The sequence below is a fragment of the Halovibrio variabilis genome (assembly GCF_007991175.1).
Classification (GTDB): Bacteria; Pseudomonadota; Gammaproteobacteria; order Pseudomonadales; family Halomonadaceae; genus Vreelandella; species Vreelandella variabilis.
Genome location: NZ_BJXV01000004.1, coordinates 47,364 through 73,603, shown reverse-complemented (window position 1 = coordinate 73,603; position 26,240 = coordinate 47,364). Strand labels below are relative to the sequence as shown.

At 58.2% G+C, this 26,240-nt stretch carries 28 protein-coding genes and 1 pseudogene; 21 read left to right on the top strand and 8 right to left on the bottom strand.

From position 1 onward, the window contains the following. Nucleotides 1-56: 56 nt before the first annotated feature. The 11 genes and pseudogenes from ftsB to lpxL all read left to right on the top strand — a co-directional run bounded on the left by ftsB (nucleotide 57) and on the right by lpxL (nucleotide 9,543). Nucleotides 57-395 carry a cell division protein FtsB gene (gene ftsB, locus HVA01_RS04940; RefSeq protein WP_146873496.1) on the top strand — a complete coding sequence of 113 codons (339 nt, stop codon included), beginning with the start codon at nucleotides 57-59 and terminating at the stop codon, nucleotides 393-395. After that, nucleotides 392-1,099, top strand: a complete 708-nt coding sequence (gene ispD, locus HVA01_RS04935) for a 2-C-methyl-D-erythritol 4-phosphate cytidylyltransferase (protein ID WP_146873494.1) — start codon at nucleotides 392-394, stop codon at nucleotides 1,097-1,099. Before ftsB ends, ispD begins: the two co-directional genes overlap by 4 nt. After that, nucleotides 1,099-1,587 carry a 2-C-methyl-D-erythritol 2,4-cyclodiphosphate synthase gene (ispF, locus tag HVA01_RS04930; protein ID WP_146873492.1) on the top strand — a complete coding sequence of 163 codons (489 nt, stop codon included), beginning with the start codon at nucleotides 1,099-1,101 and terminating at the stop codon, nucleotides 1,585-1,587. Before ispD ends, ispF begins: the two co-directional genes overlap by 1 nt. After that, nucleotides 1,580-2,611 (top strand): tRNA pseudouridine(13) synthase TruD, encoded by a 1,032-nt coding sequence (truD, locus tag HVA01_RS04925; RefSeq protein WP_146873490.1) that lies wholly within the window; start codon nucleotides 1,580-1,582, stop codon nucleotides 2,609-2,611. Before ispF ends, truD begins: the two co-directional genes overlap by 8 nt. 158 nt (nucleotides 2,612-2,769) lie before the next feature. After that, nucleotides 2,770-3,516: a 5'/3'-nucleotidase SurE gene (gene surE, locus HVA01_RS04920; protein WP_146873488.1), complete on the top strand. Its 747-nt coding sequence runs from the start codon at nucleotides 2,770-2,772 to the stop codon at nucleotides 3,514-3,516. Beyond that, entirely contained in the window at nucleotides 3,503-4,180 is a 678-nt protein-coding gene (locus HVA01_RS04915) for a protein-L-isoaspartate(D-aspartate) O-methyltransferase (protein WP_146873487.1), read from the top strand. The genes surE and HVA01_RS04915 overlap by 14 nt, the downstream gene beginning before the upstream one ends. Then, complete coding sequence (locus HVA01_RS04910) at nucleotides 4,177-5,136, top strand: DUF368 domain-containing protein (protein WP_146873485.1); 960 nt, start codon at nucleotides 4,177-4,179, stop codon at nucleotides 5,134-5,136. The genes HVA01_RS04915 and HVA01_RS04910 overlap by 4 nt, the downstream gene beginning before the upstream one ends. Nucleotides 5,137-5,143: 7 nt before the next feature. Beyond that, nucleotides 5,144-6,229, top strand: a complete 1,086-nt coding sequence (locus tag HVA01_RS04905; protein ID WP_146873483.1) for a peptidoglycan DD-metalloendopeptidase family protein — start codon at nucleotides 5,144-5,146, stop codon at nucleotides 6,227-6,229. A gap of 166 nt (nucleotides 6,230-6,395) precedes the next feature. Continuing rightward, a pseudogene (gene rpoS, locus HVA01_RS04900) lies at nucleotides 6,396-7,371 on the top strand (RNA polymerase sigma factor RpoS). A gap of 144 nt (nucleotides 7,372-7,515) precedes the next feature. Next, the gene (gene alr, locus HVA01_RS04895) at nucleotides 7,516-8,616 is read left to right on the top strand and encodes an alanine racemase (protein ID WP_146873481.1); all 1,101 of its coding nucleotides are present in this window, start codon (nucleotides 7,516-7,518) and stop codon (nucleotides 8,614-8,616) included. A 12-nt stretch (nucleotides 8,617-8,628) separates the two neighbouring features. Next, nucleotides 8,629-9,543 (top strand): LpxL/LpxP family Kdo(2)-lipid IV(A) lauroyl/palmitoleoyl acyltransferase, encoded by a 915-nt coding sequence (gene lpxL / locus HVA01_RS04890; protein ID WP_146873479.1) that lies wholly within the window; start codon nucleotides 8,629-8,631, stop codon nucleotides 9,541-9,543. A gap of 64 nt (nucleotides 9,544-9,607) precedes the next feature. Here lpxL and speD read toward each other — a convergent pair whose 3' ends face one another. The 5 genes from speD to HVA01_RS04865 all read right to left on the bottom strand — a co-directional run bounded on the left by speD (nucleotide 9,608) and on the right by HVA01_RS04865 (nucleotide 13,012). Further along, nucleotides 9,608-10,402, bottom strand: a complete 795-nt coding sequence (gene speD / locus HVA01_RS04885) for an adenosylmethionine decarboxylase (RefSeq protein WP_146873477.1) — start codon at nucleotides 10,400-10,402, stop codon at nucleotides 9,608-9,610. Then, a complete protein-coding gene (locus HVA01_RS04880; protein WP_146873475.1) occupies nucleotides 10,399-10,827 on the bottom strand; it encodes an OsmC family protein in 429 nt (142 codons plus the stop codon). Before HVA01_RS04880 ends, speD begins: the two co-directional genes overlap by 4 nt. A 71-nt stretch (nucleotides 10,828-10,898) precedes the next feature. Then, nucleotides 10,899-11,318, bottom strand: coding sequence for a gamma-glutamylcyclotransferase family protein (locus HVA01_RS04875; protein ID WP_146873473.1), 420 nt, complete (start codon nucleotides 11,316-11,318; stop codon nucleotides 10,899-10,901). Nucleotides 11,319-11,321: 3 nt separating this feature from the next. Next, nucleotides 11,322-12,005, bottom strand: a complete 684-nt coding sequence (gene murU / locus HVA01_RS04870) for an N-acetylmuramate alpha-1-phosphate uridylyltransferase MurU (RefSeq protein WP_146873471.1) — start codon at nucleotides 12,003-12,005, stop codon at nucleotides 11,322-11,324. Beyond that, nucleotides 12,002-13,012: an aminoglycoside phosphotransferase family protein gene (locus tag HVA01_RS04865; RefSeq protein WP_146873469.1), complete on the bottom strand. Its 1,011-nt coding sequence runs from the start codon at nucleotides 13,010-13,012 to the stop codon at nucleotides 12,002-12,004. Before HVA01_RS04865 ends, murU begins: the two co-directional genes overlap by 4 nt. A gap of 70 nt (nucleotides 13,013-13,082) precedes the next feature. Between HVA01_RS04865 and HVA01_RS04860 the strand changes: the two genes are divergently transcribed. The 7 genes from HVA01_RS04860 to HVA01_RS04830 are packed head-to-tail and all read left to right on the top strand — an operon-like array spanning nucleotide 13,083 to nucleotide 20,912. Beyond that, on the top strand, nucleotides 13,083-15,533 hold the full coding sequence (locus HVA01_RS04860; RefSeq protein ID WP_146873467.1) for an LPS-assembly protein LptD: 2,451 nt from the start codon (nucleotides 13,083-13,085) through the stop codon (nucleotides 15,531-15,533). Between the two features lie 39 nt (nucleotides 15,534-15,572). After that, nucleotides 15,573-16,607 (top strand): peptidylprolyl isomerase, encoded by a 1,035-nt coding sequence (locus HVA01_RS04855; RefSeq protein ID WP_146873465.1) that lies wholly within the window; start codon nucleotides 15,573-15,575, stop codon nucleotides 16,605-16,607. A 17-nt stretch (nucleotides 16,608-16,624) separates the two neighbouring features. Beyond that, nucleotides 16,625-17,671, top strand: a complete 1,047-nt coding sequence (gene pdxA / locus HVA01_RS04850) for a 4-hydroxythreonine-4-phosphate dehydrogenase PdxA (RefSeq protein WP_246129472.1) — start codon at nucleotides 16,625-16,627, stop codon at nucleotides 17,669-17,671. 53 nt (nucleotides 17,672-17,724) lie between these two features. Beyond that, nucleotides 17,725-18,552, top strand: a complete 828-nt coding sequence (gene rsmA / locus HVA01_RS04845) for a 16S rRNA (adenine(1518)-N(6)/adenine(1519)-N(6))-dimethyltransferase RsmA (protein WP_146873461.1) — start codon at nucleotides 17,725-17,727, stop codon at nucleotides 18,550-18,552. Beyond that, nucleotides 18,549-18,926 carry a Co2+/Mg2+ efflux facilitator ApaG/CorD gene (gene apaG, locus HVA01_RS04840; protein ID WP_146873459.1) on the top strand — a complete coding sequence of 126 codons (378 nt, stop codon included), beginning with the start codon at nucleotides 18,549-18,551 and terminating at the stop codon, nucleotides 18,924-18,926. The genes rsmA and apaG overlap by 4 nt, the downstream gene beginning before the upstream one ends. Nucleotides 18,927-18,969: 43 nt before the next feature. Beyond that, entirely contained in the window at nucleotides 18,970-19,788 is an 819-nt protein-coding gene (locus HVA01_RS04835; protein WP_146873457.1) for a symmetrical bis(5'-nucleosyl)-tetraphosphatase, read from the top strand. Continuing rightward, entirely contained in the window at nucleotides 19,788-20,912 is a 1,125-nt protein-coding gene (locus HVA01_RS04830; RefSeq protein ID WP_146873455.1) for a tRNA nucleotidyltransferase/poly(A) polymerase-related protein, read from the top strand. Before HVA01_RS04835 ends, HVA01_RS04830 begins: the two co-directional genes overlap by 1 nt. 4 nt (nucleotides 20,913-20,916) lie before the next feature. Here HVA01_RS04830 and folK read toward each other — a convergent pair whose 3' ends face one another. After that, the gene (gene folK, locus HVA01_RS04825) at nucleotides 20,917-21,465 is read right to left on the bottom strand and encodes a 2-amino-4-hydroxy-6-hydroxymethyldihydropteridine diphosphokinase (protein WP_146873453.1); all 549 of its coding nucleotides are present in this window, start codon (nucleotides 21,463-21,465) and stop codon (nucleotides 20,917-20,919) included. After that, the gene (gene folB, locus HVA01_RS04820) at nucleotides 21,462-21,842 is read right to left on the bottom strand and encodes a dihydroneopterin aldolase (RefSeq protein ID WP_146873451.1); all 381 of its coding nucleotides are present in this window, start codon (nucleotides 21,840-21,842) and stop codon (nucleotides 21,462-21,464) included. Before folB ends, folK begins: the two co-directional genes overlap by 4 nt. Before the next feature lie 89 nt (nucleotides 21,843-21,931). Between folB and plsY the strand changes: the two genes are divergently transcribed. After that, nucleotides 21,932-22,504 (top strand): glycerol-3-phosphate 1-O-acyltransferase PlsY, encoded by a 573-nt coding sequence (plsY, locus tag HVA01_RS04815; RefSeq protein WP_146873449.1) that lies wholly within the window; start codon nucleotides 21,932-21,934, stop codon nucleotides 22,502-22,504. Nucleotides 22,505-22,533: 29 nt separating this feature from the next. Here the strand turns inward: plsY and tsaD are convergent, their stop codons facing one another. After that, nucleotides 22,534-23,601 carry a tRNA (adenosine(37)-N6)-threonylcarbamoyltransferase complex transferase subunit TsaD gene (gene tsaD / locus HVA01_RS04810; RefSeq protein ID WP_146873447.1) on the bottom strand — a complete coding sequence of 356 codons (1,068 nt, stop codon included), beginning with the start codon at nucleotides 23,599-23,601 and terminating at the stop codon, nucleotides 22,534-22,536. A gap of 236 nt (nucleotides 23,602-23,837) precedes the next feature. Between tsaD and rpsU the strand changes: the two genes are divergently transcribed. Together rpsU and dnaG are read left to right on the top strand one after the other, a co-directional pair. Further along, nucleotides 23,838-24,053: a 30S ribosomal protein S21 gene (rpsU, locus tag HVA01_RS04805; RefSeq protein WP_008956349.1), complete on the top strand. Its 216-nt coding sequence runs from the start codon at nucleotides 23,838-23,840 to the stop codon at nucleotides 24,051-24,053. A gap of 206 nt (nucleotides 24,054-24,259) precedes the next feature. Further along, complete coding sequence (gene dnaG / locus HVA01_RS04800; RefSeq protein WP_146873445.1) at nucleotides 24,260-26,140, top strand: DNA primase; 1,881 nt, start codon at nucleotides 24,260-24,262, stop codon at nucleotides 26,138-26,140. Nucleotides 26,141-26,240 lie beyond the last annotated feature (100 nt).

The following is a 26,240-nucleotide window of genomic DNA, read 5'->3' as shown; positions in this document are numbered from 1 at the left end:
TTGAAGCGTAACGCCATGCAGTTTCAACACCGCAGACCTACCGCAGGAGAGCAGCGATGCGCAAAGGGCTAGTGATAACATTGCTCGCCGTCTTAGCGCTGCTCCAGTACGCATTATGGCTGGGCAACGGCGGCTGGCGGGATTTACAGCATGTGGAGCAACGCGTCGCGGTACAGGAAGCCGCGAACGTGCCCATGCGCGAGCGCAATGCGCGGCTGGCCGCCGAGGTGACGGATTTAAAAACCGGTTTAGATGCGATTGAAGAGCGCGCACGGAGTGATATGGGGATGGTGCGCACCGATGAACAGTTCTTTTGGGTGCCGGGCGTGGCGATTGAAAATGAGCTGATCGGTATTAATGCCGGGCTAGTCGCACCCCAGGAGCCGCCGCAGTGAGCCAAACGTGGCTAGTGGTACCCGCCGCTGGGCAAGGGCGCCGTATGGGCGCCGATAAGCCCAAGCAGTATTTACGCCTGGCGGACCAGCCGATACTGCTGCATACGCTGGCGCGACTGCATGACGCTTTTCCAGACGCTCGCCTGGTGCTGTGTTTAGACGATGATGATCACTGGTTTGCGCCACAATGGGTGCCGTTTAACGACTGGCAGCGGGTGCCCGGTGGCTGTGAGCGCATGGACAGCGTCTTGAATGCCCTGCACGCCATCGAGGCCCAGGACGACGATATTGTCTTGGTGCACGACGTGGCCCGCCCCTGTATTACCGCGTGTGATCTTCACGCGCTCTATCAAGCCGTCGCCACCCACCCCGGCGGCGCCCTGCTGGCAATGCCGGTGGCAGACACCATGAAGCGCGCTGATGCGCAGGGATTGAGCGCCCGCACCGAACCGCGTGACGGGCTATGGCACGCGCTAACCCCCCAGGGGTTTCGCTATGCGCTGCTGCGCCGTGCGCTGGAAACCGCCCGCCATCAGAACACCTTGGTGACCGATGAAGCCTCGGCGGTTGAAGCCCTGGGTGAGCGCCCTCAATTGGTTAGCGGCCGGCGCGATAATTTAAAAGTGACTCATCCGGACGACTTAGCCCTGGCTGCCGCCATAATGACTGCCCAAATTGATCACACGCCAGCAAGGAGCCGATGATGCGTATTGGCCATGGATTCGATGTACACCGCTTTGGCCCTGGCGATCATTTAATGATCGGTGGTGTTAAGTTGCCGTTTGAGCAGGGCTTTGTCGCCCATTCCGATGGCGATGTGCTGCTGCACGCCATCAGCGATGCGCTGTTAGGCGCCTGTGCGCTAGGCGATATTGGCCGCCATTTCCCCGATACCGAGCCTGCCTGGGCGGGCGCGGATAGCCGCGAGCTGCTGCGCCACGTGGTGAACCTGGTGCAACAGCAAGGCTATGGCGTGGTGAATATCGACGCCACGCTGATGGCGCAAGCGCCTAAGATGGCGCCGCATATCGAGGCGATGCGAGCCATCATTGCCGCTGACCTAGCGGTCACGCTAGGTCACGTCAATGTCAAAGCCACGACCACTGAACGTTTAGGTTTCACCGGGCGTGGTGAGGGCATCGCCGCTGAAGCGGTGGTGCTGGTCAACCGCTTAGAGGCGCTTAATGATTAATATGCCCGTTTGGCAGCGCTGCCTGGATGCTCAGTTCGGTCCGCCTAAGCCAGGTCAGTACCGGGTTCAGCCGGAAGATTTCTGGGTCGACGAGCAGCTTGATTTTACCCCTGAGGCTCACGGAGAACATCTCTGGCTGCGCATTGAAAAGCGCAACCAAACCACGTTAGAGGTGGTCAAGCTATTAAGCCGGCTGTGTGGCGTAACGCCCCGCGATATTGGCTATTCCGGCATGAAAGACCGCATTGCCGTTACGCGTCAGTGGCTGAGTGTGCATTTGCCCGGCCGTGATGCGCCTGCGGAGCTTGAGCAGTCGCTTAATGCCCTGGGCATCACGGTCGTCGAACAGGCACGCCACCCGCGCAAACTCAAGCGTGGCGTTCACCGCACCAACCGGTTTGTCCTACGGGTTAGCGGTGAGGCGATTGAAGGCGATGCGTTGACGCGCCGCTGGGAGGCGCTCTGCCAGCAGGGCGTGCCCAACTATTTTGGCCCCCAGCGTTTTGGCCATGAGGGGCGGAATCTCCAGCGCGCCGAGGCGTTACTTAACCGAGGTTGGCGTAAACGGGACGATCGGCAAGGTATGATGCTCTCCACGGCGCGCAGTTTTTTGTTTAACGAGTTACTGAGCGCGCGTTTAGCGGATGGTACTTGGTGCCAGCCCCTTGCAGGCGATACCTTAATGCTGGACGGTACACAAAGCGTATTTAGTATTGAGGCCGTTGATGCAACCTTGGGCACGCGCGCCGACGAGTTGGATGTGCACCCCACCGGGGTGCTTTGGGGCGTTGGCGAACCGGGTCAGGGAGACGCTGCCCGCTATGAAGCGCAGCTCTTGCAGGACTACCCCGGGCTATGCGGTGGCTTAGTGCGCAGTGGGGTCAAGCAGGCACGCCGCGCGCTGCGCATGCGACTGCTTGACCCTGAGCTAACGCGGCAGGCGGGCAGCGTACAGCTCTCGTTTGCGCTGCCACGCGGCAGTTTTGCGACGGCTGTGCTAAGTGAACTAATGGCGGTGAGCTGATTCAGCCGCCAGCGTTCCTACAGGTAAGGTCGTTGAGAGTTGGTAAAAGCGACGGATATAAGTCGTTGCGTTTCGCGCTTATGATTTTTTGCTTACGACGCTTGTGCCTATGACGTTTTTCTTCAAGAACTTTTGTCTTTAAAAACGGGGAGACCACTATGCGGCGATTGCTGCTTTCCAATGATGATGGTGTGCACGCCCCTGGTTTGCGTGCGCTGCACGATGCGTTGTTGGCCCACGCGAACATCCGTGTGGTTGCCCCTGACCGTGACCGTAGCGGCGCTAGTAACTCGCTGACCTTGACCCGTCCGCTGTCGTTGATGCCGTTGGATAACGGCTTTTACAGCGTCGACGGCACCCCCGCCGACTGTGTTTATTTAGGCGTTAATGGGGTGTGGGACGAAAAGCCTGATTTAGTTATCTCCGGGATTAATCACGGCAGCAATCTAGGCGATGACGTGCTCTACTCAGGCACGGTGGCGGCGGCCATGGAAGGGCGCAATTTAGGCATGACCGCGATCGCCATGTCGCTGTGTGGCGAACGTCATTTTGCGACGGCCGGCAGGGTGGCCGCCACCTTGATTGGCGCCGCGGATCAGCTGTCACTACCGCCGCGCACGTTGTTGAATGTCAATGTGCCCGACGTGCCCTGGGAAGACATTAAAGGCGTTAAGGTGACTCGCCTGGGCTATCGCGGCCCGGCAGAAAAGCCGCTGGAAGTACAGGACCCGCGTGGGCGCACGCGCTACTGGATCGCCCCGGTAGCGGCGAATGCCGATGACGGTGAAGATACCGACTTTGCCGCCGTTGAGGCGGGATATATCTCGATTACGCCCTTACAAACGGATCTGACGCGTCACCCCGCGCTTAACGATGTCCAGGACTGGTTGGATGTTTTTGCCTGATATTTCACCCGGTGAGCTGCGCGGTCGCGGCATGACCTCCCAGCGTACCCGCGATCGTATGGTCGAGCGCCTAATGCAGCAAGGCATCAACGATGCCCGCGTGCTGGAGGTGATGGCTAGCGAGCCGCGGCACCTGTTTGTTGACGAAGCGCTGGCCCACCGCGCCTACGAAGATACCGCCTTGCCGATTGGTTTTGGCCAAACCTTATCGCAACCGTTGATCGTGGCGCGCATGACAGAGCTAGTGGTGCGCGCTGGACCGCGCCGGGTATTGGAACTGGGTACCGGGTCCGGCTATCAGACCTTGTTGCTGTCGCGTTTGGTGGAGCAGCTTTATTCGATTGAGCGGATAAGCGCGCTGCACGAGCGTGCTGTGGAACGTTTGCGTCGGCTAGACGCCCCGGCCACCCTGGCGGTGGCGGACGGTGGCTATGGCTGGCCCGAAGTCGCGCCGTTTGACGTCATTTTGTTAACCGCCTGCGCCCATACCTTGCCGACTGCGCTATTAGAGCAATTGAGCCGCGACGGGGTGTTAATTGCCCCGCTGGAAGAACCCGATGGCAGTCAGTGGCTTACTCAAGTAAAACGCATTGGCAGTGCTTTTGAGAAACGTCGGCTTGAGCCGGTGCGTTTCGTACCTTTGCTACAAGGAGTAGTGGATTGAAGCGGCAACCCTTGGGGATATTTTTACGTGGCGCAGGGATGGGCGCCGCCGACGCAGTGCCCGGCGTGTCGGGGGGCACCATTGCCTTTATTAGCGGCATCTACGAAGAGCTGATTCACACCATCAGGCAATTTGGTCCCGGTGCTTTTGGCGCATGGCGCCAAGGCGGTTGGCGAGCGCTAAGCAGGCATCTGAATCTTGCTTTTCTGGTGCCGTTACTGGCCGGGGTGGCGGTTAGCCTGTTCAGCGTTGCGCATTTGGCACTTTGGTTGATGGAGGCGCACCCGCTGCTGCTCGACGGCTTCTTTTTTGGTTTAGTGGCGGCGTCGGCGTTAGTCGTGGGGCAGGCGAGTAACGGCTGGAAACTGTGGTACCTGGTGCCGCTATTGGCGGGTCTATGGTTGGCCCACGCGTTGCCAGGCATGATGCCGCTGGTGTTATTAATGGGTAATGAAGCGGTCATCGTTATGGTGGCAGGCTGTATCGCCATTAGCGCCATGCTGTTGCCGGGGGTATCAGGCAGCTTTTTGTTGCTGACCATGGGCCTCTACGGCACCATCATGGGCGCCATACGCAGTCTCGACCTTGGCATTATGGTGCTGTTTGGAATCGGCTGTATGGTTGGTTTAGCGCTGTTTTCGCGGCTTCTGTCATGGCTTTTACGGCGTCACCGCACGTCAACCATGCAGCTGTTGCTAGGCTTTATCGTCGGTTCGCTGCCGGTTCTCTGGCCATGGCGCGAATTGTTACGCTACCAGATGGGTCCCGCGGGACAAATGATCCCGTTAGAACACCGTTATTTACTGCCCGCTGACTATGCCGTATTGACCGGTGCCTCGGCACAAGTGGCAGGCGTGGTCGCGTTAATGGCCGTCGGTGCACTGATCGTTGTGTTACTCAATCGACGTGCAGACCGCAAGCCAATCGATACCCAGCTGGGCGCTGAAAAGGAGTAAGGGTTATATGTGTAAAGGTTATATCTACAAGGTACTGATGATGTCGGCGCTGGCATCGGCGCTGATCGGCTGTGCCAATCAGCAGAGTGGGGGCCCTCAGGTGCGCGATTTAAGCGACGCGAGCCAGGCGGTGGAAAACACGCCCCAATACACGGTCAAAGCTGGCGATACCCTGTATGGCATTGCCTGGCAACACAATTTGGATTATCGCGAACTTGCCGCCATTAATAACATTGAGGCGCCTTACCAAATTCGCCCTGGGCAAACGATTGCCCTGCGCGAAGGCGCCTCTGCCACGGGAAGCAATCAGCCGCCTGCGGTGAGTAATACCTCAGGGGGCGGTGGTGGTGGTGCCGTCGCCACTGGTTTGAGCACGCAGACGGCCTCTGTGGCCAGTGATGAACAGGAGCTGGACTGGTTGATGCCCGACGAGTCTGCCATTCAGCGCAATAAACGCCTGACGGCAGAACGAGAAGCGCTCGACGCGTCAGGGCAGGTGGCTGACGCCTCCGCTAGCAACGCGGCGTCAGCGTCAGGATCAGAGTCAGCACCTGAGGCTGAAGTGGTAGCCGCGACGTCTGAGCGGCAAGAACCCGACGCTGAGCCTGCTCAACAGCCTGCGCCTCAGCCCGAACCAGCGCCACAACCCCAGCCTGAAGAAGCGTCTGCCTCTCAGGCGGCCAGTGAAGATCGTTCGTCAAGAACCTATACCCCAGCTGATACCATCGACTGGCAATGGCCGACGACTGGCAATGTGGTGGGTGAGTTTGGACAGGGCGATAGCATCACCGCCGGGATTGATATCACCGGTGAAAAGGGGCAACCTATAAAGGCAGCCGGCCCCGGCATTGTGGTTTATGCAGGCAGCGGTGTAAGGGGCTATGGCAATCTAATCCTTCTCAAACATAACGACCAATTCCTGAGTGCGTATGCGCATAACGACAGTTTACGGGTCAGTGAAAATGATGTGGTAGAGGCCGGTGAAGTCATTGCCACGATGGGCGATAGCGATGCGGAAAACGTCAGACTGCACTTTGAGGTACGCCGCGATGGGCAACCTCAAGATCCCTTGGACTTTCTGCCTTCCCGCTAACGCTCATATTAGTAACGTGGGGAATCAGCGTTTGACGTAGAGGTTGCCCGAATCGATATATTCGAACGTCATATAAAAACAGTCATATAACAATAACGCTGCGCGCTCTGGCGCCCAGCTTTGATTTTCTCGATGGCGGGTAGGTGACAAACGAGGGGTAAAAGCCATGAGTATGTTGGAGAAAGATCTACAGGAAGTTAACCTGGACGCTGTGGAGGCGGCGCTTGAAGATACCGATGATGACGTTACGGTGGAAGCAGACGCTTTTGAAAAAGCGCTAGGGCGTGAGGATCGTCAATCGACCCAAAGCTTGGATGCAACGCAAATCTACCTCAACGAAATCGGTTTTTCGCCACTATTAACACCAGAAGAGGAGGTCTTCTACGGTCGCTTAGCACGTAAAGGCGACCCGATGGGTCGCTCAAGGATGATTGAGTCTAACTTGCGGCTGGTCGTCAAAATCGCCCGTCGCTATCTAAATCGGGGCTTGACGCTGCTGGACCTGATCGAAGAGGGCAACTTAGGCTTGATCCGCGCGGTGGAAAAGTTTGACCCCGAGCGTGGGTTCCGGTTTTCGACCTATGCGACGTGGTGGATTCGTCAGACTATCGAGCGGGCGCTTATGAACCAAACGCGCACGATCCGTTTGCCTATTCATGTCGTCAAAGAGCTTAATATTTACCTACGCGCGGCGCGTGAATTAACCCAAAAGTTTGACCACGAGGCCACCGCCGAAGAGATCGCCGAACACCTGGATAAACCGGTGGGGGTGGTAAAGAAAATGCTCGGCCTTAACGAGCGGGTCTCGTCGGTTGATTACCCGATGGGGGGGCGAGAGCGATAAGCCGTTGATCGATACGTTAGCTGACGACGAAGTACAAGGCCCCGAAGCCTGTCTTGTGGATGGCGATGTTAAAGAGCACGTTGACCTGTGGCTGGATGCACTGAGCGAAAAGCAGCGCGAAGTGGTGGTGCGCCGGTTTGGTCTGCGTGGCCATGAGTCGGCGACGCTTGAAGAAGTGGGCGCTGAAATTGGCTTAACCCGCGAGCGGGTACGCCAGATCCAGGTAGAAGCGCTTAAGAAGCTGCGCCGCTCGCTGGAAAAGCAGGGGCTCTCCTTGGAAGCCCTGTTTGAAACATAAGCGAGACATAAGTGAGACATAGAGGCGCGACATAAGCGAAGCGTCAATTATGTACCCCCTCTAAGCCGGGCGAGGACCACTAGGTGCTTTCCCGGTTTTTTATGACTGAACACTTTTGCGTCGATTAGGTAAGTGAGACAGCCCATGCGCCCCCTTGTGGCCGATATTGATTTGGACGCGCTACGTCATAATTATCAATTGGCGTGCCGCTGCGCGCCGCAAAGCCATTCAGTGGCGGTGATTAAAGCTGACGCCTATGGTCACGGCGCGCTAGCCTGTGCCCAGGCGCTGCAAAATCAAGCGCCCGCCTTTGCCGTTGCCAGCATCGAAGAGGCCCTCACGCTGCGTCAGGGTGGCATTACTCAGCCTATCGTACTGCTCGAGGGCATTTTCAGCGCCGATGAGCTGCCGCTGGTCGAGCGCCATGGCTTTTGGATTGCGGTCCATAGCCAGTGGCAAGTCGATGTTCTGTTAGCAGCTACCCCACTGAAGCCTATCCCGGTGTGGCTAAAGGTCGATTCGGGCATGCATCGCTTGGGCTTTGCGCCAAATGAAACCGCCGCTATCTGGCGTCAGCTTAGCGCCGCGCCGAGTGTGGCCCGGCTCCACTTAATGAGCCACTTCGCGACCGCTGATGCCCGCGACAGTGACTATTTCCACCAGCAAATGGCAACGCTCCAAGCACTCGCCAGTGAACTCAAGGCGCCGCTATGTTTAGCCAACTCGCCGGCCACTCTGGCATGGCCGATCGCCCACGGTGACTGGAACCGGCCCGGCGTGATGCTCTATGGCAGCGATCCCTTGGAAGTGCCCAATGCCATTACTCAGCAGCTGCGCCCTGTAATGACCCTACGCTCGGAAATCATTGCCCTGCGTGATTTAGCGGCAGGCGAACCCGTTGGCTATAGCGGACGCTGGCGTGCGCCCAAGCGTTCGCGCATTGCCGTGGTCGCCTGCGGCTATGGCGATGGCTACGACCGCCATGCCGTCGATGGCACGCCGGTACTGGTCAATGGCCAGCGCTGCGCCATTGCCGGTAAAGTCTCGATGGACATGCTCACCGTTGATGTAACGGACGTCTCCGATGCCGCGATTGGCAGTGACGTTGTGCTCTGGGGCACCGCCCGCAACGGCGAAGTGCTGCCGATTGATGAAGTGGCGCGCTACTGCGATACGATTAGCTATACGCTGCTGACCGGGGTACTGCCAAGGGCGCCGCGGCGTTATCATGGGCGTTCTGCATAAACGGTTGTTTACATGTCAAAATCATCTTACCCACGCTCTTTCGCACACCCGCGTTACTGGCCCACTTGGCTGGGGATTGGCGCTATGTATGCTGCTGCCTGGCTGCCCTGGCGGTTGAAAATGGCCATTGGTAAGGGGCTTGGGTTACTCGCCTGGCGCTTTGCCAAGCGGCGACGGCGGATTACCCAAACCAATCTGGCGCTGTGTTTTCCCGAAAAAACGGCCGAGCAGCAGCAGCGACTGGTCAAAGACACGTTTATTGCCAATGGCATTGGTTTAATTGAAACCGCCACGGCCTGGTGTCGCGATGGCGAAAGCCTGCGTCACCGCGTCGCTTATCTCGGCGAAGAAAATATGGCCCGCGCCGAGGCGCGCGGCAAAGGGGTGATTATTGTCGGCGTTCACTTCTCGTCGCTCGATATGGGGGGCGCCTTGCACGCGCTGTTTTTCTCTGCTGACGCGGTGTACCGCCCGCATAATAACCCTTTGTTTGAGCGCTTTATGACCCGTGCCCGAAAGCGTAATTTTGGTGTTGCGATCGACCGTTTTGATCTGCGCGGTGCGGTGCGCCAGCTCAAACAAGGCCGCATGGTGTGGTACTCGCCGGACCAGGATTTTGGCCGCGATGTGAGCGTGTTTGCGCCACTGTTTGGTCAGCAGGCCGCGACTATCCGGCTAACCGCTAAGCTGGCACGGATGACCGGTGCGCCGGTGGTGCCGATGATGTTTCATCGCAACCCCGACAATGCCACTTATACCATCGAAAGCCTGCCCGCCTTGGAGGGATTTCCGAGCGGCGATGAGGTGGCCGATGCAACGCAGGTCAATCAGTTTATTGAGCAGGCGATTCGCAAGCACCCGGAGCAATACCTGTGGCTGCACCGGCGGTTTAAGACCCGGCCTGAAGGCGAGCCAAGCGTCTATTAATGAGGCATTTGAGCGATAAAAAAAGCCAGCGTTAGCTGGCTTTTGGGCGCTCCAAGAGCCGCGCTTAGTCCAGGTTGCGGGAGTAGAAGATTTCCAGCATCTCTTTACGCAGGCGTCCCTCAATGTCCCGGGCTTCTTCAAAGGTAATATCGCGACGCGACGTGCCGAATAGGTAGTTATCCAGTTCGAAGTCTTTGAGCAGCATTTTGGTGTGGAACATGTTTTCCTGATACACGTTGACATCCATCATCTGATACGCATGCTTCGTATCTTCAGCAAGGTAGTCTTGGATGGAGGTAATACCGTGATCGATAAACAGTTTTTTACCGTCTACATCGCGGGTAAAGCCGCGCACCCGGTAATCCATGGTGACTATGTCTGAATCGAAGCTGTGGATCAGGTAGTTCAGCGCTTTTAGCGGACTGATATGTCCACAGGTGGAGACGTCAATATCCAGGCGGAAGGTGCTGATGCCGTTGTCGGGGTGCGACTCAGGGTAGCTGTGCACGGTCACGTGGCTTTTATCCAGGTGCCCAACCACCGTCTCGGGCAGCGGTCCTGGACCCGGCTCAATTTGCTCGGGCGCGGTTTCATCAAGCTCATGTTCGGCAATCAAGATCGTCACGCTGGCGCCGTGAGGCTCGTAATCCTGGCGGGCGATGTTGAGCACGTGGGCGCCGATAATATTGGTGACGTCTTTGAGAATCTGCGTCAAACGCTCGGCGTTATAGAGCTCATCAATATAATCGATGTAAGCCGCCGTCTGCTCTTCGGTCTTGGCATAACAGATATCGTAAATGTTGAAGCTCAGCGAGCTGGTCAGGTTGTTAAACCCGTGGAGCCGGAGATTGTCTGTCACGTCCGAGCCTCCTCAATAATCTCAAAGGAATGGGTGATCTTAACGCCGCCGTTAACGAGCATGATCGATGCGCTGCAGTACTTTTCAGCGGAGAGTTCAACCGCGCGGGCAACCTGCTTCTCTTTCAGCGCGTGCCCAGACACCACAAAATGCACGTGGATCTTGGTAAATACGGCGGGCACTTCATCGGCGCGTTCGGCGTCTAGCTCAGCAACGCAGTCGGTCACATCGGCCCGCGCTTTATCAAGTATGTTCAAGATATCAAAAGCAGTGCAGCTGCCCATGCCCATCAGCAGCATTTCCATTGGGCGAGGCCCTGTGTTGCGGCCGCCGTGGTCGGGTGGGCCGTCGATCACCACGCTGTGTCCACTCCCCGATTCCGCCACAAATTGACGCCCTTCCGTCCATTTCACCCGTGCTTTCACGCTGTTCTCCTAATCTAGGCGACGATCAATAAATAACGCAGCATAACATTTCTTGGCCTGCGCGCCTCTCCTCAACGTTGATGTTGATGATCGGTGGAAGGTATTGGCCAACCGCCTTCGCGAATGGCTGGCTTGCCCAGCACGCTGGGATTGTAAAGATACACCCAGGCGAGGCCAAAACAGGTGATGAGCCGCTGGCGGTCATATTCACCCTGGGTGGGCGCATCAATGCGGTAGTCCTCCAGGCGGTCGAGCGCGGCTAAGTGGTCAGCATTGACCCGGTAAACCTCAATGGTGACGCCCTTGGATGGCCGCCATTTGGCGCCGGGGTAGGGGCCGATGTCGTAGAGCGTCAGGGCGGTCGTGCGGTCGTTCCCCAGCAGCGTGGCGCCCTTCAACCAATGGGCATTATTCAAGCCTTGCTTGAGTGTGCCATAGACGGCTACCCGCGGCGTGTCAGCGATCGCCTTGCGTAAATAACGCGGCTGCATAGGTTAGCCCTTCGCTTGCTGTCGCTGGCTTTGCTTTAGCTGGTTTTCTAGGGCGGCCAATCGTTCGGGTGTTCCCACGTCGACCCAGTGCCCTGGGTAATATTCACCGCTGACCCGGTGGTTATCAATGGCATTCCGGAGCAAGGGCGCCAAGGCAAAGGCGCCGGATGGCTGAGCGGCCAGTAGCGCGGGGTGAATTACGCTGATGCCCGCGTAGGTTAAGCGCTGAGTGCTGGTTGGATTAACGCGCCCTGCGGCTAGCCCAAAATCGCCATAAGGGTGCTGGGAAGGATTGTCCACCAGCATCAAGTGGGCCAGGTCGTCACCTTGTAGCGCGTGCGGGTCGAGGAGCGCTTCACACCAAATATCGCCGTTGACCAGCAGAAATGGCGCCTCGCCAAGCAGCGGCAGCGCCTGCTGAATGCCGCCGCCGGTTTCCAGCGGCTGAGCTTCCCGGCTCCAGTGAATACGCAGCCCATAGGCGTCACCGTTGCCGAGCGCCTCAATAATCTGCTCTGCACGGTAGCTGACGTTGATGACCACCTCATGAATACCCGCTTCACGAAGACGCTCCAGGTGGTGCACGATCAGCGGCTTGCCCGCGACGGGCAGCAGCGGCTTGGGGCAGTGGTCGGTGAGCGGGCGCATCCGGTTGCCAAGCCCGGCGGCCAAAATCATCGCTTTCATGCTGCTATTTCCGCTAGTCGTTTTATAAGGGCAGGCCGCAAGGTGCGGTTAACCCACTCAGCAAAATCAGCCTGCTCGGTCAGGAACGCAAGACTATCCTCTAGATGATCGAGAAAGTGCGGTAAGCGTTCAAGATAGCCGCTTTTTTGATCGCGCAGCGTTAAGCGGCAGAAAATCCCCAACACTTTTAGCGAACGCTGAGCGGCCATGGCGTGGCATTGCGCCAGAAAAGTGGCAACATCTACGCTGCTGGGCAGGCGGCCGTCGCTGCGGGCTCGTTGATAAAAGACGTCGACAAAGTCGCTGAACTGCGCGTGACTAAAACGGCAATAGCGCCCTCGCAGCAGCGAAATTAAATCGTAGCTGAGCGGACCAGCCACCGCGTCCTGAAAGTCAATCATAAACAATCGCTGATCGTGCATCATCAGGTTCATGGCGTCAAAATCCCGGTGCACAGTGACCACTGGTTGCGCTAAGGCATGCTGGATCAGCTGCTCGCGAACGGCGTGCCAGCTTTCCGGCGGTGGCAGTGTTAGCCAGGCGTTGAGGCACCACTCGGGAAACAGATCGAGCTCTCGGCCGAGCAGCGCTGCATCATAAGTCGGCAGAAAGTCAGGATTGGCACGGTTTTGCAGCTCGGCGATCAGGGTAAGTGCCTGCGTGTGGTAAGCCCGTGTGGTAGCGTTGTCGCTAAACAAGTGCTGCAGCGGCGTATTGCCCAAGTCGTCAAGCAGCAGAAAACCGTCCGTTAGGTTGGCGGCGTGCACCCTGGGCACCGGCAGCCCGGCACTGTGCCAGCGCTTGGCGATGGTCACAAACGGCTGTGAGTCCTCCTGCTCTGGCGGGGCATCCATGACCACCTGGGTGGTGCCATTGGGTAGCGTAAGGCGAAAATAGCGCCGAAAACTCGCATCGCCCACGGCGGATGAAAGCGAAATATCGGCCTTGGACAGGCCGTTTTGTTGGGCAGCCCACGTGGTGAGGGCGTTAATCCGATATGAGGACATGCAAGCTCCTTGCTGGTCGGGCATCATGCGGGCTGTATAATACCGATTCTGGATGCCAAGGATAACGAACATGGGCAAGCGATTTTCGCGCACCTCGCCGGTTGCGCATACGCTGGCGGGCAGTTTACTGGCAGGCGCCTCGTTGACGGCGTTGGCTCAAGACCAAACCATGCCTGCAGAAGCGCTGGATTGGCAACCCTGGGGGGAGCAAGAGGCGGCGAGCCAACTCTGTCGTGGGCGCTATGTGATGCCCGGCTACCGCCTGCCAGCGGACGCTAATCCCGAAGCCCTCACGTTAGAGGCCAGCGCTGTCGATTACGCCGCCGATGGCGAAGCGTTGCTGCGCGGTAATGTTGTGTTACGCCGCGGCAATGAAGAAGTGGAAGCCGAACGCGTGTTTTTACCTGCCGACCGCCAGCAGGTCGATGCAGAAGGGAATGTCGCCATACGCGATGGACTCGCTCTGGTGCGCGGCGAGCAAGCCATGCTCAGACTAAACGAAGATCGCGCCACGCTGGGCAACAGTCACTACGTGCTCTACGAGCAGCATTTGCGTGGACAGGCGCGGCAGTTGGAGCAGACCGGCGAAAGTGAGTACCGCCTGCAGGATGCAAGCTTTACTACCTGTGACCCCGGTGAGAACAGCTGGCAACTGGTAAGCAGCGATATTCGCCTGAACCAGGCTGAAGGCTTTGGCACTGCCCGCCATGCCCGTTTGCACGTCAAAGATGTGCCGGTGTTTTACTGGCCCTGGTTACGTTTTCCCATTGATGACCGCCGGCATACTGGACTGCTATCGCCTTCAATTGGCTTTTCCAGCGACCGGGTAGATTACGCCCAGCCATTTTATTGGAATATCGCGCCTAATCAAGACGCGACCATCACGCCGCGCTGGATGACCGACCACGGGTTGCTGCTGAATGGTGAATATCGTTATTTGCTCGATGAAAGTTCAGGTATCTTCGAAGGCGGCTATTTAAATAGCGATAACGGCGGTTCCGGGGGCGTTGAAAATCGCTTTGCAGGCGATGATCGCTGGTACGTGGACGCCCGCCATGCGGGGCGGGTTAACGAGCGTAGCAATTACCGCCTGCGCTACGGGGCGGCCAGTGACGGGCGCTACTTTGACGACTTTGGCGGTGAGTTCGGCAGCAATGATCGCACCAGTATGGAGCGTTTAGCCCAGGTCGATTACCGCGGCCAGCGCTGGCAGTTAGACGCCCGCGCTCAGGGTTTTCAGCGCCTGGAAGACCCGCTAAGCGATAGCGACAAACCCTTTTATCGGTTGCCGAGCGTGAGTGCTAGCGCCAACTGGCAGTTTGACAATGGGCTATATACCCAGTGGCGCTCTAACGCGACCTATTTCTGGCGCGATGTGGATGAGCGCCGGGTGCCCGAGCGTGAGGCAGCCACGGGTACCCGCTTGCATCTGACCCCCGCTGTGGGTGGCCGCTTCGAGCGGCCGTGGGGCTATTTGGAGCCGCGTACCGAGCTTTGGAATACCGCTTATGCGTTAGATTACGGCGAGCGCGCTACCCAACGTAGTGACACACCTAGTCGCAGTGTCGTCGTTACCTCCATCGATAGCGGGCTGGTATTTGAACGTGAACTCGCCTTGGGCGGGCGCGACTATCGCCAAACCTTTGAGCCGCGACTTAACTATGCCTACGTGCCGCGCACCGACCAAAGCGAGCTCCCCGATTTTGACAGCAGTGAACGGCCCTTTTCCTGGGATCAGCTCTGGTCGGCACGGCGTTTTTCGGGGGCTGACCGCGTGGGGGATATTAATCGACTCTCTTACGGTATGCAGTCGCGGCTACTGGAAGACGCATCGGGTCGCGATCGGCTCTCGTTAGGGGTAGGCCAAAGCGTTTACTTTGATGACCGCCGCATCGATAGCGAAGGCAATGCAGATACCCTACCCGACCGGCCCGAAGATAACCCCAACGTCAATCCCGAAAGCCGCTACCAAGCCACCCGAGACCGTTCGCCACTGGTGAGTCGCCTTGACTGGCAGATCAACGATCGCTGGAGCAGTGGGGCTGAATGGCTTTACGATGACCACCGTGACCGCACTGAGCGTTCAAGCGTTGATGTACGCTATCGCCATCCCGAAGGGCACGTCGTGAACCTTGGCTACCGTTGGGAGATTGAAGGGTTCGACCCCGGCGTATTGCCCGGCGATGATGGCTTTCGCGACTACAGTCGAGAAGAATGGGATTTGTCGTTGGCCTGGAAAGCCAGTCCCAGCATTGATTTGATTGGTCGTTACCTGCACGATCAAACTAACGACCGGCCGCTTGAGCAGCTGGCGGGCGTGCAGTGGAACAATTGCTGTTACGGCCTGCAGGTAGTCTGGCGCGAATGGGTAGATGACGACGACACCGCCCGCATCGACGATGACTTTAACGATCGCGGGTTATTTTTGCGCTTCGTATTCCGTGGCTTAGGCGGCGTTGGCCAGGATGCGGATAGCTATTTTGAACAGACCATTCCTGGCTATCGTCCAACGGCCCTGTAAACGACCTCCATCGAATGGCTAATGAAAGAGACGTTTGTTATGAAAATGAGTATGCCCCTGCTAGGCCACATGAAACAGCTCTCTGCGGGTAGCCTGCTGGCGATGTGTGTAGGCGCAGGCCTTGCGCTTGCCCCGTTTGCAGTACAAGCACAGCAAACGCAGGATTTCCAATCCACCCAGCGCCAAGCGTTAGACAGCGTGGTGGCCGTGGTGAATAACGATGTGATTATGCGCAGTGAGTTAGACGATCGCGTGGCGCAAATCGAGCAGCAAAACCAGTCGCAGGGTGGCAACCTTCCGCCGCGCACGCAGCTAGAGCGCCAAGTGCTTGAGCGCATGGTGATGGAAGAGATTCAGCTGCAGATGGCGGAAGAGGCCAACCTCACTATTGATGACACCGAGTTGAACCGCCAGGTGCGCTCAATTGCCGAATCCAACGGCATGACGCTGGATGAGTTTGCCGATGCCGTAGAAGCCGATGGCATGACGCTGGCCAGCGTACGCGAAGATGTTCGCCGTGAAATGTTGATGCGTCAGGTGCAGCAGCGCCAAATCCGCAATCGGGTATCGGTCAGCGACCGCGATGTAGAACGCTTTATTAATCAGCAGCCGGGTCAATCCAGTGGTCAGAGCTTTATCGAAGAGATCCGTGCTCGCCATGTGTTGATTGAGCTGACCCCTAATCGCGATGAAAGTCAGGCGCGCGCGCGCGCAGAAGAAGTTCGCGAACGCCTGGCGCAAGGTGAGGATTTTGCCTCGGTGGCGCGGGAATATAGTGACGACACCGGCAGCGCGCTCAACGGTGGCGAGCTGGGCTGGGTGCGCCCCGGTCAAACCGTTCCTGCTTTTGAAGAAGCGATGCGCGAGTTAAGCGTTAACCAAGTATCGCAGCCGGTGCGCTCCCAGTTCGGCTACCACATCATTGAAGTGGAAGAGCGTCGTCGCCAGGACGTCACTCAAGAGAGTCAGCGCGAACAGGTTCGCCAAGCGATCTTCCAGCGCCGCGCCAACGAGGAATTAGAAGCCTGGCAGCAAGAGATCCGCTCGCAGGCCTTTGTTGATATTCGTCTCTAATGGAAGCGGGCACTTTAATGCCAGATAACGCCCCGCCAGTGGTGGTCACCACTGGCGAACCGGCGGGCATTGGCCCCGAGCTAACGCTGATGCTGGCGGCACAAGGGGGATTGCCCGCTAATACGGTGGCAGTTGGCGATCCCGCTATGCTACGAAAGCGTGCCGCAGCGCTGGGGCTCAATGTGACGCTGGTCGAGTGTTCGCCCGGCGAGTGTCCAGGTGGCGACAAGGTGTTGCCGGTGTGGCCGGTTGCACTGAATGAGCCGGCGACGCCGGGTGTGCTTAACCCGGCTAACGCCGATTACGTGCTGGCCACCTTGGCGTTAGCGGTCGATGCCTGCCAAAAAGGCCTGGCTGCTGCCATGGTCACCGCGCCGCTGCACAAAGGCGTGATTATCGAAGGCGGCCACCCAGGTTTTACCGGCCACACCGAATGGCTGCGCGATGCCTGCGGCGTTGATGAGGTGGTGATGATGCTGGCCACCGACGCGGCGCTGCATGCCAGCGCCCCAGGCTGGCTGGGCAGTGGCGATCTTCGCGTTGCACTCGTAACCACCCATTTACCGCTGCGCAAGGTCGCCGACGCTATCACCTTTGAGCGGGTCACCCGAATCAGCCGCTTACTGGTCGCCGATTTGCAGCGCCAGTTTGGGATAGCCAAACCGCGTATTGCGGTGTGTGGCTTAAACCCTCACGCCGGTGAGGATGGCCACCTCGGGCGCGAAGAGCTGGATATTATGATTCCTGCACTGGATGCCCTGCGCGCTGAAGGTGTGGATATCCTTGGCCCGCTGCCGGCTGATACTCTGTTTACCCCCAGGCACTTGGCAGGTGTCGATGCGGTACTGGCGATGTACCATGACCAAGGCTTAGCAGTGTTAAAATACGCAGGCTTTGGTCAGGCCGCTAATATTACGTTGGGACTGCCGCTGGTGCGTACTTCAGTCGATCATGGCACTGCGCTGGATCTGGCTGGCAAAGGCGTTGCAGACCCCGGTAGCCTAAACGTCGCTATCGCCCTTGCCCGCCGCTTAGCCGCGCAGCGATTGTCTGCGACTGCTTAGCTTTCTCTACTAAATACGCCCGATTGAATCCGCCTTCCAAGGAACACCGTTTGATGTCTACCGTGCCCCAACACCGCGCTCGTAAACGCTTTGGTCAAAACTTTTTACGTGACCTCGGCATTATCTCGCGGATCGTTCGCGCCGTTGGCCCACGCTCGACGGATCGCCTCGTCGAAATCGGCCCAGGCCAGGGGGCGCTGACCGAGCCGCTGCTGGACGCCACCGGACATTTAGAAGTCATTGAACTCGACCGTGACCTGATTCCTGGTTTGCGCGTACAGTTTTTCAACTACCCCGATTTCGTGATCCACGAAGGCGACGCGCTGACGTTTGATTTTGCCGTGCTCAAAGGCGATGGGCCAGCGCTGCGCGTAGTAGGCAACCTGCCCTACAACATCTCCACACCGCTGATAATACATCTGCTGGCCGCTGGCGATGCGATCGCCGATATGCACTTTATGTTGCAAAAAGAGGTGGTTGAACGCTTAGCCGCCGAACCCGGCGGCGCCGATTGGGGGCGCCTCTCGGTGATGGCGCAGTATTACTGTCAGGTCGAGCAGCTGTTTATTGTGCCGCCGGAAGCGTTTGTACCACGCCCCAAGGTCGATTCGGCAATCGTGCGCTTAACCCCCCATGAGGCGCTGCCCCATACGGCCGATGATCCAGTGCTGCTGTTTGAGTTGGTGAAACTTGCCTTTGGCCAGCGACGCAAAACGCTGCGCAACAACTTCAAAGGGCGGGTGAGCCCCGAGACCTTGGAAGACCTGGGTATTGATCCCATCCGCCGCCCGCAAACCTTGACCGTGGCAGAGTACGTGACGATTGCCAACCGTGTCGCCGCCGATGAGCAGGCAGGCGACGAGCGGGGTGGCCAAGCGTGAGTGGTTTAGCGATTGAGGTGAGTGTTGCGCCCGTCTACCGCGATGACGAGTCCAGTGATGGTGAGTCACGCTACGTATTTAGCTATACCGTTAGCGTCCACAATAAAAGCCCTCACAGCGTTCAGTTAATGGCGCGCTACTGGAAAATTACCCAAGGCGGCGGCGAATGCCAAGAAGTACGCGGTAAGGGCGTTGTCGGCCAGCAGCCGCTGATTGGTCCCGGTCAGAGCTTTCGCTACACCAGTCGCGCCGTTCTCCAAACCCCGGTGGGAGTGATGGAGGGTGCCTATACATTGTTAGATACCTCCACCCAGCGGGTTTTTGAAGTGGTCATTACCCCGTTCAGGCTAGCGGTACCGCTCCAATTGCATTAAATCGGATGTTAGCGACGTTCGAACGTTTGTTAAGAGGCCCTTTATGAGTACCTATGCGATCGGCGATCTGCACGGCTGTCACGCCGAATTTGTAGCCCTTCTTGAAAAGCTGAGCTTCAACCCCGCCAGGGATACGCTATGGCTAGTGGGCGATTTAATCAATCGTGGACCAGGGTCTTTGGCGTGCCTGCGAGAAGTCCGCGCGCTGGGTAGCGCCGCACGCAGCGTACTGGGCAACCACGAGTTTCATTTGCTGGTGGTGGCCCGCGGCGGCGGTAAGCTTAAAAAAAACGACACGCTGAGCGATATTCTTGACGCCCCTGATCGCGAAGCGTTACTGGATTGGCTACAGAGCCAACCGCTTAGCGTGTTTGAAAACACGACCCTAATGACCCACGCCGGGCTGTTGCCTCAATGGAGCGTGGCGCAAACTGAAGCGCTGGGGCGTGAAGTGCAGGCGGCATTGGCGGGTGAAAAAGCCGGGGAGTTTTTAGCCCAGCTATTTGGCAACCAGCCAGATAGCTGGCATGACGATCTAGACGGCATGGATCGCCTGCGCCTGATTGTTAATGTACTGACCCGGATGCGCTTTATTGATGCTCAGGGGCGTTTGGACTTTGCCGCCAAAGAGGGGCTGGATAGCGCCCCAGCGGGCTTTCTGCCCTGGTTTCAATACCCACGTGGTGATGATGCCCGGCTGCTCTTCGGGCACTGGGCTGCTCTGGAGGGGAATACCCCGCTGGCGCGGGTACCCGTTGAAGCGCTGGACACGGGTTGCGTTTGGGGGAAGCGGCTAACCGCGCTCAATTTGGATAGCGGTGAGCGAACCAGCGTGGCGAGTCATCAACGGAGCAGACCGTAGTGAAAGAGACCAATAGCGATCCACATCTCGCGGGCTTAAACGTGTATCGGGTGGGCGGCGCCGTGCGCGATGCGCTACTGGGCTGGCCGGTCTATGACAATGACTGGGTAGTGGTGGGCGCGACACCAGAGGCCATGCGCAAGCGCGGCTTTAAGCCTGTGGGACGTGACTTTCCGGTTTTCCTGCATCCAGAAACCGCCGAGGAGTACGCCCTGGCCCGTACCGAGCGCAAATCCGGCCACGGCTATGCCGGGTTTGACGTTCACGCCAGCCCTGATGTCACGCTGGAGGAGGATCTGCTGCGGCGTGATTTAACCATTAACGCGATTGCCCAGCGTACCGATGGCGAATTAACCGATCCGTTTAATGGTCAGGGCGATATCGAGCAGCGCGTGCTGCGGCATATCTCTTCAGCGTTTAGCGAAGACCCGCTGCGGGTGCTGCGAACCGCGCGCTTTCTGGCTCGCTATGCGTCCCTGGGCTTCACTATTGCGCCTGAAACCCTGGCGCTGATGCTTCAGGTGAGCCACAGCGGCGAACTTGAGCATCTGGCCGCTGAGCGGGTGTGGGTCGAAACCGAAAAAGCCCTGGGTGAGCCTAGCCCAGAGGTCTACTTCACCACCCTTGAGCGCTGCGATGCGCTCAACGTATGGTGGCCAGAGTTGGTCGGCGAGGGGCTAGAGAAGGGCTTGGCGGCGCTGGCTCAGGTGCCCGAAAGCGGCTCAATGCCGGTGGCCCATTGGCGCTATGCGCAGCTGGTATCACCACTAACCACTGAGCAGCGTGATGCCTTGGCAGAACGACTCAAACTGCCTAACGCCGTCGCCCAGCTAGCCCGCCAAGCAGCGCTCACCCATGCGCTGTTAACCGCTGAGTTTGATGGCCCGCAGGTGCTGCGCTGGCTGGAGCGCTTGGATGGTTGGCGTAAGCCCGAACAGGTTGAGGCGCAGCTAGCGCTAGTCAAGGTGCTAGCGCCTGAGCAGGTTGGTCGGCTCAAAAGCGCCTGGCAAGCTGCCCAAGAGGTTAGCCCTCAGGTACTGATAGCCGAAGGGTATAAAGGGGCAGCGTTAGGGGAAGCCTTGCGTGAGCGCCGCGGGCAGGCCGTGGTAGCAGCGCTGAAATAGCCGCTTACCGGCGTGCCGCGGCGAATCGTGGCGGCGCATCAGGGTGAGATATTTGGCGGTCACGCCAACTAAAAGCCACCGGCCAAAGGCGCTGATCCGCTAACGCGAAGCCTGCCCACAAGGTTGCATAAGGCGTGCCGCACCGGGGGTGGCGCTCGGTAGGAAGCAGCTCGGCAAGTGGCTGTAAAACAAACGCGTTATGGGTAATCTCGCTGCGCGGCAAGGTAATGTTGTCGATAACGCCGCAGGCGTCGCCTACGGTCAGCAAATCAATGTCCAAGGCGCGGGGGCTAAACTTGGTAAGGCCAGGGTGGCGGCCGTGCTGTATTTCCAGCCGCTTGCCCCAGGCCTGCAGTGCACCGGGCGACCAGTCGCTATAAAAGGCGACGACCAGATTGTAAAAATTACGACTATCGGTAAAGCCAACGGGTTCGCTCTCAAACACGCGAGATATTTGCAGCGGGCCAAAGGTATTCGCCAGGGCATCCAAGCAGTAATGAATATGCCGGATTGGATCGATATTGCTGCCGAGACTGACTGTCACCAAGTTCATGGGCTGGAATCCTGGGTCGCCTCCGGCAGATCGCCGCGAGTAATTTCCAGGCCGACGCTGGCCGCGTTGGGAATCGCCCCCGGTTTACGCACCGTTAGCCGCAGCCAGGCGATCGGGAATTCGTTGCGCAGGCAGGCCGAGAGGCGTTCGGCGAAGGTTTCTACCAGCGCGAACTGATGATCGTCGGCAAACTGCTGGATACGCTGGCAAATAGCGGCGTAATCCAGGGTGAGGCGTAAATCGTCGGTGGCTGCCGCCGAACGGATATCGGTTGCCAACGCCAAGTCTAAGCTGAGCGACTGTTGAATCGAGCGCTCCCAGTCGTAAACACCAATCACGGTGTCGACGCTTAACGCTTCAATCAAAATGCGATCCATCTAGCTTCCCCCTGCGGCAACAGCCGGCGATTGTACGTTAGGATGGGGCTAAACGACAGTAAGCCGGGCCATAAAGCGAGCACACAGCCATGGGTTGGATAGTGATGGGGTATTTAAGCGGCAGTTGGCTGGCAGCGCTGAGTGTATGCCGCCTGGCTGGCCTGGGCGACCCCCGTCAACACGGTTCGCTGAACCCCGGCTTTTCCAACGTGCTGCGCCTGTATGGCCCGCGCTTAGCAGCAGCAACGCTCCTGCTAGACGCCTTAAAAGCCATGCCCGCCGTGCTGGGCGCAAAGCTAATAGGCTATCCGGTCTGGCTGCAGGGTTTGGTGGGGTTGGCCGTACTGCTAGGTCACAGCTTTCCGCTGTGGCATGGCTTTCGCGGGGGGAAAGCCGTCTCCAGTGCGTTTGGCGTGCTGCTGGTGTTGGTGCCCCAGGTGGCGCTACTGAGTGCAGCGGTGTGGGCGCTACTGGCTTGGTGGCTTAGAACGGCGGCGTTGGCCTCGCTGGTGAGTGCTCTGGTAGCACCGCTTGCCTGTGGCTGGTTAGCGCCGGAGTACGTCATGGTGGTAGGCGGGTTCAGCCTGCTGGTGCTGGCCCGCCATGGCCTCAATATTCGCCGACTGCGGCGTGGTGATGAGCCGCCGTTTCGCGGCTCGTAAGGCGCCGCTAGGTTAAGAGCGCCGCTAGGTTAAGAGTGCTGCTGGGTGTCAGAGGCTGCTGGTGGCGCCAGTTGATCCAATGGCCAGCGGGGCGTCGCCTGCATCATGCCGGGGGTGTCGCATTCACCCGCAGCCAAACGTTGAGCGCCTACATAGGCAATCATGGCGCCATTGTCGGTGCAGAAGCGCCCGCGGGGATAGTAGGCGCGGGCCTGGCGTTTTTCACACTCAGTTTGCAGTCGTTCGCGCAGGCGATGGTTGGCGCTCACCCCGCCGGCCACCACTAAGCGCTTCAAACCGGTTTGATCCAGCGCTCGGCGACACTTGATCACCAGCGTATCGACCACTGCTTCCTCAAAGGCGCGAGCAACGTCCGCGCGGGCTTGATCGTCGAGTTCACCGGCCGCGTCAAGCTGGCGAATGGCCGTCATGGTGTGGGTTTTTAAGCCTGAAAAGCTGAAGTCGAGTCCCGGCCGGTCGGTCATTGGGCGCGGGAAACGCAGGCGCTTGGGATCACCCTGTTCCGCTAGCCTGGCGACCTGTGGTCCACCTGGGTAGGTCAGTCCCAACATCTTGGCGGCCTTATCAAAGGCTTCGCCTGCCGCGTCGTCCACCGACTCGCCGAGCAGTTGATAGTGGCCTAGCCCTTGGACTTCGACAAGCTGGGTATGGCCGCCAGAGACCAGTAGTGCCACGAAGGGGAAGGCGGGGGGCTCGTCTTCCAGCATGGGTGCCAGCAGATGGCCTTCCATATGGTGCACGCCGAGTACTGGGATGTTTAGCGCGCGGGCCATGCCGTGGGCGGTGCTAGCGCCGACCATTAATGCGCCCACCAAGCCCGGCCCCGCGGTATAAGTGATGCCGTCCAGGTCGTGGCGCGTCAGCTTGGCGTCGCTGAGTACCTGTTCAATCAGCGGTAGCAGTTTGCGGGTGTGGTCGCGAGAGGCGAGTTCGGGCACCACACCGCCAAACGCTGCGTGCATGTCGATTTGGCTATACAGCGCATCGGCAAGCAGTCCTTCGCCGCCGCTTAACGCGGTGTCGTAAAGCGCGACACCCGTTTCATCGCAGGATGTTTCAATGCCCAGAACACGCATAAAGAGGGACTCTCAAAGGCTATTCAAAAGATATAAAGGTGAAAAACACAAGCGCCCTAGTCTAGCATTGTCGCTGCAGGTCAGCGTAAGCATTTGCAAAGATGGCCGACGGCGACTACACTATTGTGCGCTGTAAAACTGGGTCGTGCACCGCGTTGTTAGTCGCAATATGAACCGCGATATCGCAGTGCACGTACTATCTGAACTCAAGACTCCTTAAGGTAGGTGAGTGCTTAATGCCTTCTGTAAAAGTACGTGATAACGAGCCGTTTGACGTCGCCTTGCGTCGCTTCAAGCGTTCTTGCGAAAAAGCCGGTGTTCTTTCCGAAGTACGCCGCCGCGAGCACTATGAGAAGCCGACTGCTGAGCGTAAACGCAAAGCGGCAGCTGCCGTAAAACGCCACGCTAAGAAAGTGCAGCGTGAGCAAAAGCGTTTCGAACGGCTCTATTGATCCGTACCCGAGGGGGTCAGAGCAGTTAGCTGGCCGTCTCAAGAGGGATGCCAAGCGGCCGCCACTAGGTGGCCGTTTGTTTTTCGCTTTTGCATTATTGTTGTTATCCATCGCTGTTTAAGGTGATCTGGCATTGGGTCTGATGACCCTAAGCAGGGACTTAAACGTTAGCGAGTAAGCGCTATGCGCGAGGATGCCCGACGTTCATGGCAGGCCAAATTCCACAGCGTTTTATTGATGACCTGTTAGGCCGCGTCGATGTGGTCGAGGTGGTCGGTGAGCGTGTGCAGCTTAAAAAGGCCGGTCGTAACTACTCAGGGCTGTGTCCCTTCCATCAAGAAAAAACCCCATCGTTTACCGTCAGTGCGGATAAGCAGTTTTACCACTGCTTTGGCTGTGGTGCCAATGGCAATGCGCTGCGCTTTTTGATGGAGTACGACAAGCTGCCGTTTCCCGAAGCGGTTGAGCAGTTGGCTGGGCGCCTGGGGATTGAAGTGCCTCGCGAAGGTGCCGATGACCCGCGTGCTCAGCAGCGCGAGCAAAAGCGCAAAGAGGGCGTTAACCTGCTTGAGCTTGCCGCCAGTTTTTATCGCGAGCGGTTAAAGATGCAAGAGGGCCAGGCCGCCCAGCGCTATTTGTTGGGTCGCGGGCTCTCGGACGACGTGATCAAGACGTATGGTATTGGCTATGCCCCGGCTGGCTGGGAGGCGCTAAAACAGCACCTCAGCGAGCGCGGTATTGGGGAGTCGGTGCAGGTGGAGTACGGTCTGCTGATTCACCGTGAAGACACCGGGCGTACCTACGACCGCTTTCGTGATCGGGTCATGTTCCCCATTCGCGACCTGCGCGGACGAACGATTGCTTTCGGCGGTCGAGTGATGGGTGACGATCAGCCCAAATACCTCAACTCGCCGGAAACGCCGGTGTTCCATAAAGGCCGCGAGCTTTACGGCTTGTATGAGGCGCGCCAAGCGTCAAACAAGCTTGAGCAGCTCGTCATGGTCGAAGGCTACATGGATGTAGTAGCGCTGGCCCAATACGGTATTCATAACGCCGTGGCAACGCTGGGTACCGCCACCACGGAAGACCATTTGACCCGCCTGTTTCGGCTGGTGAGTCGCGTGGTGTTCTGCTTCGATGGCGACCGTGCGGGCAGGCAGGCGGCCAGTCGCGCACTGGAAACCGCGCTGCCACAAATGATCGATGGCCGCGAAGCGCGCTTTCTGTTTCTGCCCGAAGGTGATGACCCGGACACATTGGTGCGTCGTGAAGGTGCCGAGGCGTTTCAGGATCGTGTGACCTGTGCCATGCCGCTGTCGGAGTTTCTGTTTGAGCAGGCGGCCCGGGGGCGCGACGTAAACACTGTGGAAGGGCGTGAGCGATTTGCCAGTCAGGTGCTTGAGGCATTGAACAAAGTGCCGGAAGGAATGCTCAAATCGCTACTGCTGGAGTCGTTGGCACAGCGTAGCGGGCTGGCGCAGGAGCAGTTGAAAGGGCTGCTTGAAAAGCGTACACAAGCAGCTGAGCAGCGTGCCCTTAAGGGCCTTGTACAAGGGCAGGCTGAGCCGTTGGGAGCCGATTCAGCGCCACCTTCCCAGTCTGCCACGAAGCAAGCAGCGTCTGCTCCGTCATCTCGGCCAATATCCCAGGCGCTTTCTCCGGTCGGGCGTATCGTGCAGCTGTTGTTGCATGAGCCTAGTTTGGTGGCCGCACTGCCCGAGTCGTTGGCGTGGCTGCCAGCCGACGACGATGCGCTGCTCTGCCAAGAGCTGATTGCTCTCCTTAAAGCGGGGCGTTACCGAAGCCCTCAGGTGGTATTGGCGCATTTTCAAGGCACTGATCAGGGGCGGCGATTAAACGAAATAGCCCAAAAAGAATTATTGCTTAGTAAGGAATATCGAGAAACAGAGCTTATAGATAATGTGAATTATCTTAAAGCTATGAAAGAGAAAAACGATCCTAAGAAAGAGGTCGATGTAATGATGCAGCAGTTCTCTGCATTAGTAAAAAAGCAGGAGTCTGGTGAGAAGCTAACTGCTGAGGAGCGGCTAAACTTTATGCATCTGTTGGCTGCAAGCAAGCGCTAGTAGGTCAGTGTTGAGGCGCTGGGGGTTGAATTCCCACGGCGTCGACACCAGATAAACGGTCATACACCGAGACATCAAGTGTTGACCGAACCAAATAACC

Bases quoted from the DNA above. Each gene is read 5' to 3' on its own strand.
- ftsB (WP_146873496.1), top strand. From the start codon at position 57: ATGCGCAAAGGGCTAGTGATAACATTGCTCGCCGTCTTAGCGCTGCTC.
- ispF (WP_146873492.1), top strand. From the start codon at position 1,099: ATGCGTATTGGCCATGGATTCGATGTACACCGCTTTGGCCCTGGCGAT.
- truD (WP_146873490.1), top strand. From the start codon at position 1,580: ATGATTAATATGCCCGTTTGGCAGCGCTGCCTGGATGCTCAGTTCGGT.
- surE (WP_146873488.1), top strand. From the start codon at position 2,770: ATGCGGCGATTGCTGCTTTCCAATGATGATGGTGTGCACGCCCCTGGT.
- HVA01_RS04915 (WP_146873487.1), top strand. From the start codon at position 3,503: ATGTTTTTGCCTGATATTTCACCCGGTGAGCTGCGCGGTCGCGGCATG.
- HVA01_RS04905 (WP_146873483.1), top strand. From the start codon at position 5,144: ATGTGTAAAGGTTATATCTACAAGGTACTGATGATGTCGGCGCTGGCA.
- alr (WP_146873481.1), top strand. From the start codon at position 7,516: ATGCGCCCCCTTGTGGCCGATATTGATTTGGACGCGCTACGTCATAAT.
- lpxL (WP_146873479.1), top strand. From the start codon at position 8,629: ATGTCAAAATCATCTTACCCACGCTCTTTCGCACACCCGCGTTACTGG.
- HVA01_RS04875 (WP_146873473.1), bottom strand. From the start codon at position 11,318: ATGCAGCCGCGTTATTTACGCAAGGCGATCGCTGACACGCCGCGGGTA.
- murU (WP_146873471.1), bottom strand. From the start codon at position 12,005: ATGAAAGCGATGATTTTGGCCGCCGGGCTTGGCAACCGGATGCGCCCG.
- HVA01_RS04865 (WP_146873469.1), bottom strand. From the start codon at position 13,012: ATGTCCTCATATCGGATTAACGCCCTCACCACGTGGGCTGCCCAACAA.
- HVA01_RS04860 (WP_146873467.1), top strand. From the start codon at position 13,083: ATGGGCAAGCGATTTTCGCGCACCTCGCCGGTTGCGCATACGCTGGCG.
- HVA01_RS04855 (WP_146873465.1), top strand. From the start codon at position 15,573: ATGAAAATGAGTATGCCCCTGCTAGGCCACATGAAACAGCTCTCTGCG.
- pdxA (WP_246129472.1), top strand. From the start codon at position 16,625: ATGCCAGATAACGCCCCGCCAGTGGTGGTCACCACTGGCGAACCGGCG.
- rsmA (WP_146873461.1), top strand. From the start codon at position 17,725: ATGTCTACCGTGCCCCAACACCGCGCTCGTAAACGCTTTGGTCAAAAC.
- HVA01_RS04835 (WP_146873457.1), top strand. From the start codon at position 18,970: ATGAGTACCTATGCGATCGGCGATCTGCACGGCTGTCACGCCGAATTT.
- folK (WP_146873453.1), bottom strand. From the start codon at position 21,465: ATGAACTTGGTGACAGTCAGTCTCGGCAGCAATATCGATCCAATCCGG.
- folB (WP_146873451.1), bottom strand. From the start codon at position 21,842: ATGGATCGCATTTTGATTGAAGCGTTAAGCGTCGACACCGTGATTGGT.
- plsY (WP_146873449.1), top strand. From the start codon at position 21,932: ATGGGTTGGATAGTGATGGGGTATTTAAGCGGCAGTTGGCTGGCAGCG.
- tsaD (WP_146873447.1), bottom strand. From the start codon at position 23,601: ATGCGTGTTCTGGGCATTGAAACATCCTGCGATGAAACGGGTGTCGCG.
- rpsU (WP_008956349.1), top strand. From the start codon at position 23,838: ATGCCTTCTGTAAAAGTACGTGATAACGAGCCGTTTGACGTCGCCTTG.
- dnaG (WP_146873445.1), top strand. From the start codon at position 24,260: ATGGCAGGCCAAATTCCACAGCGTTTTATTGATGACCTGTTAGGCCGC.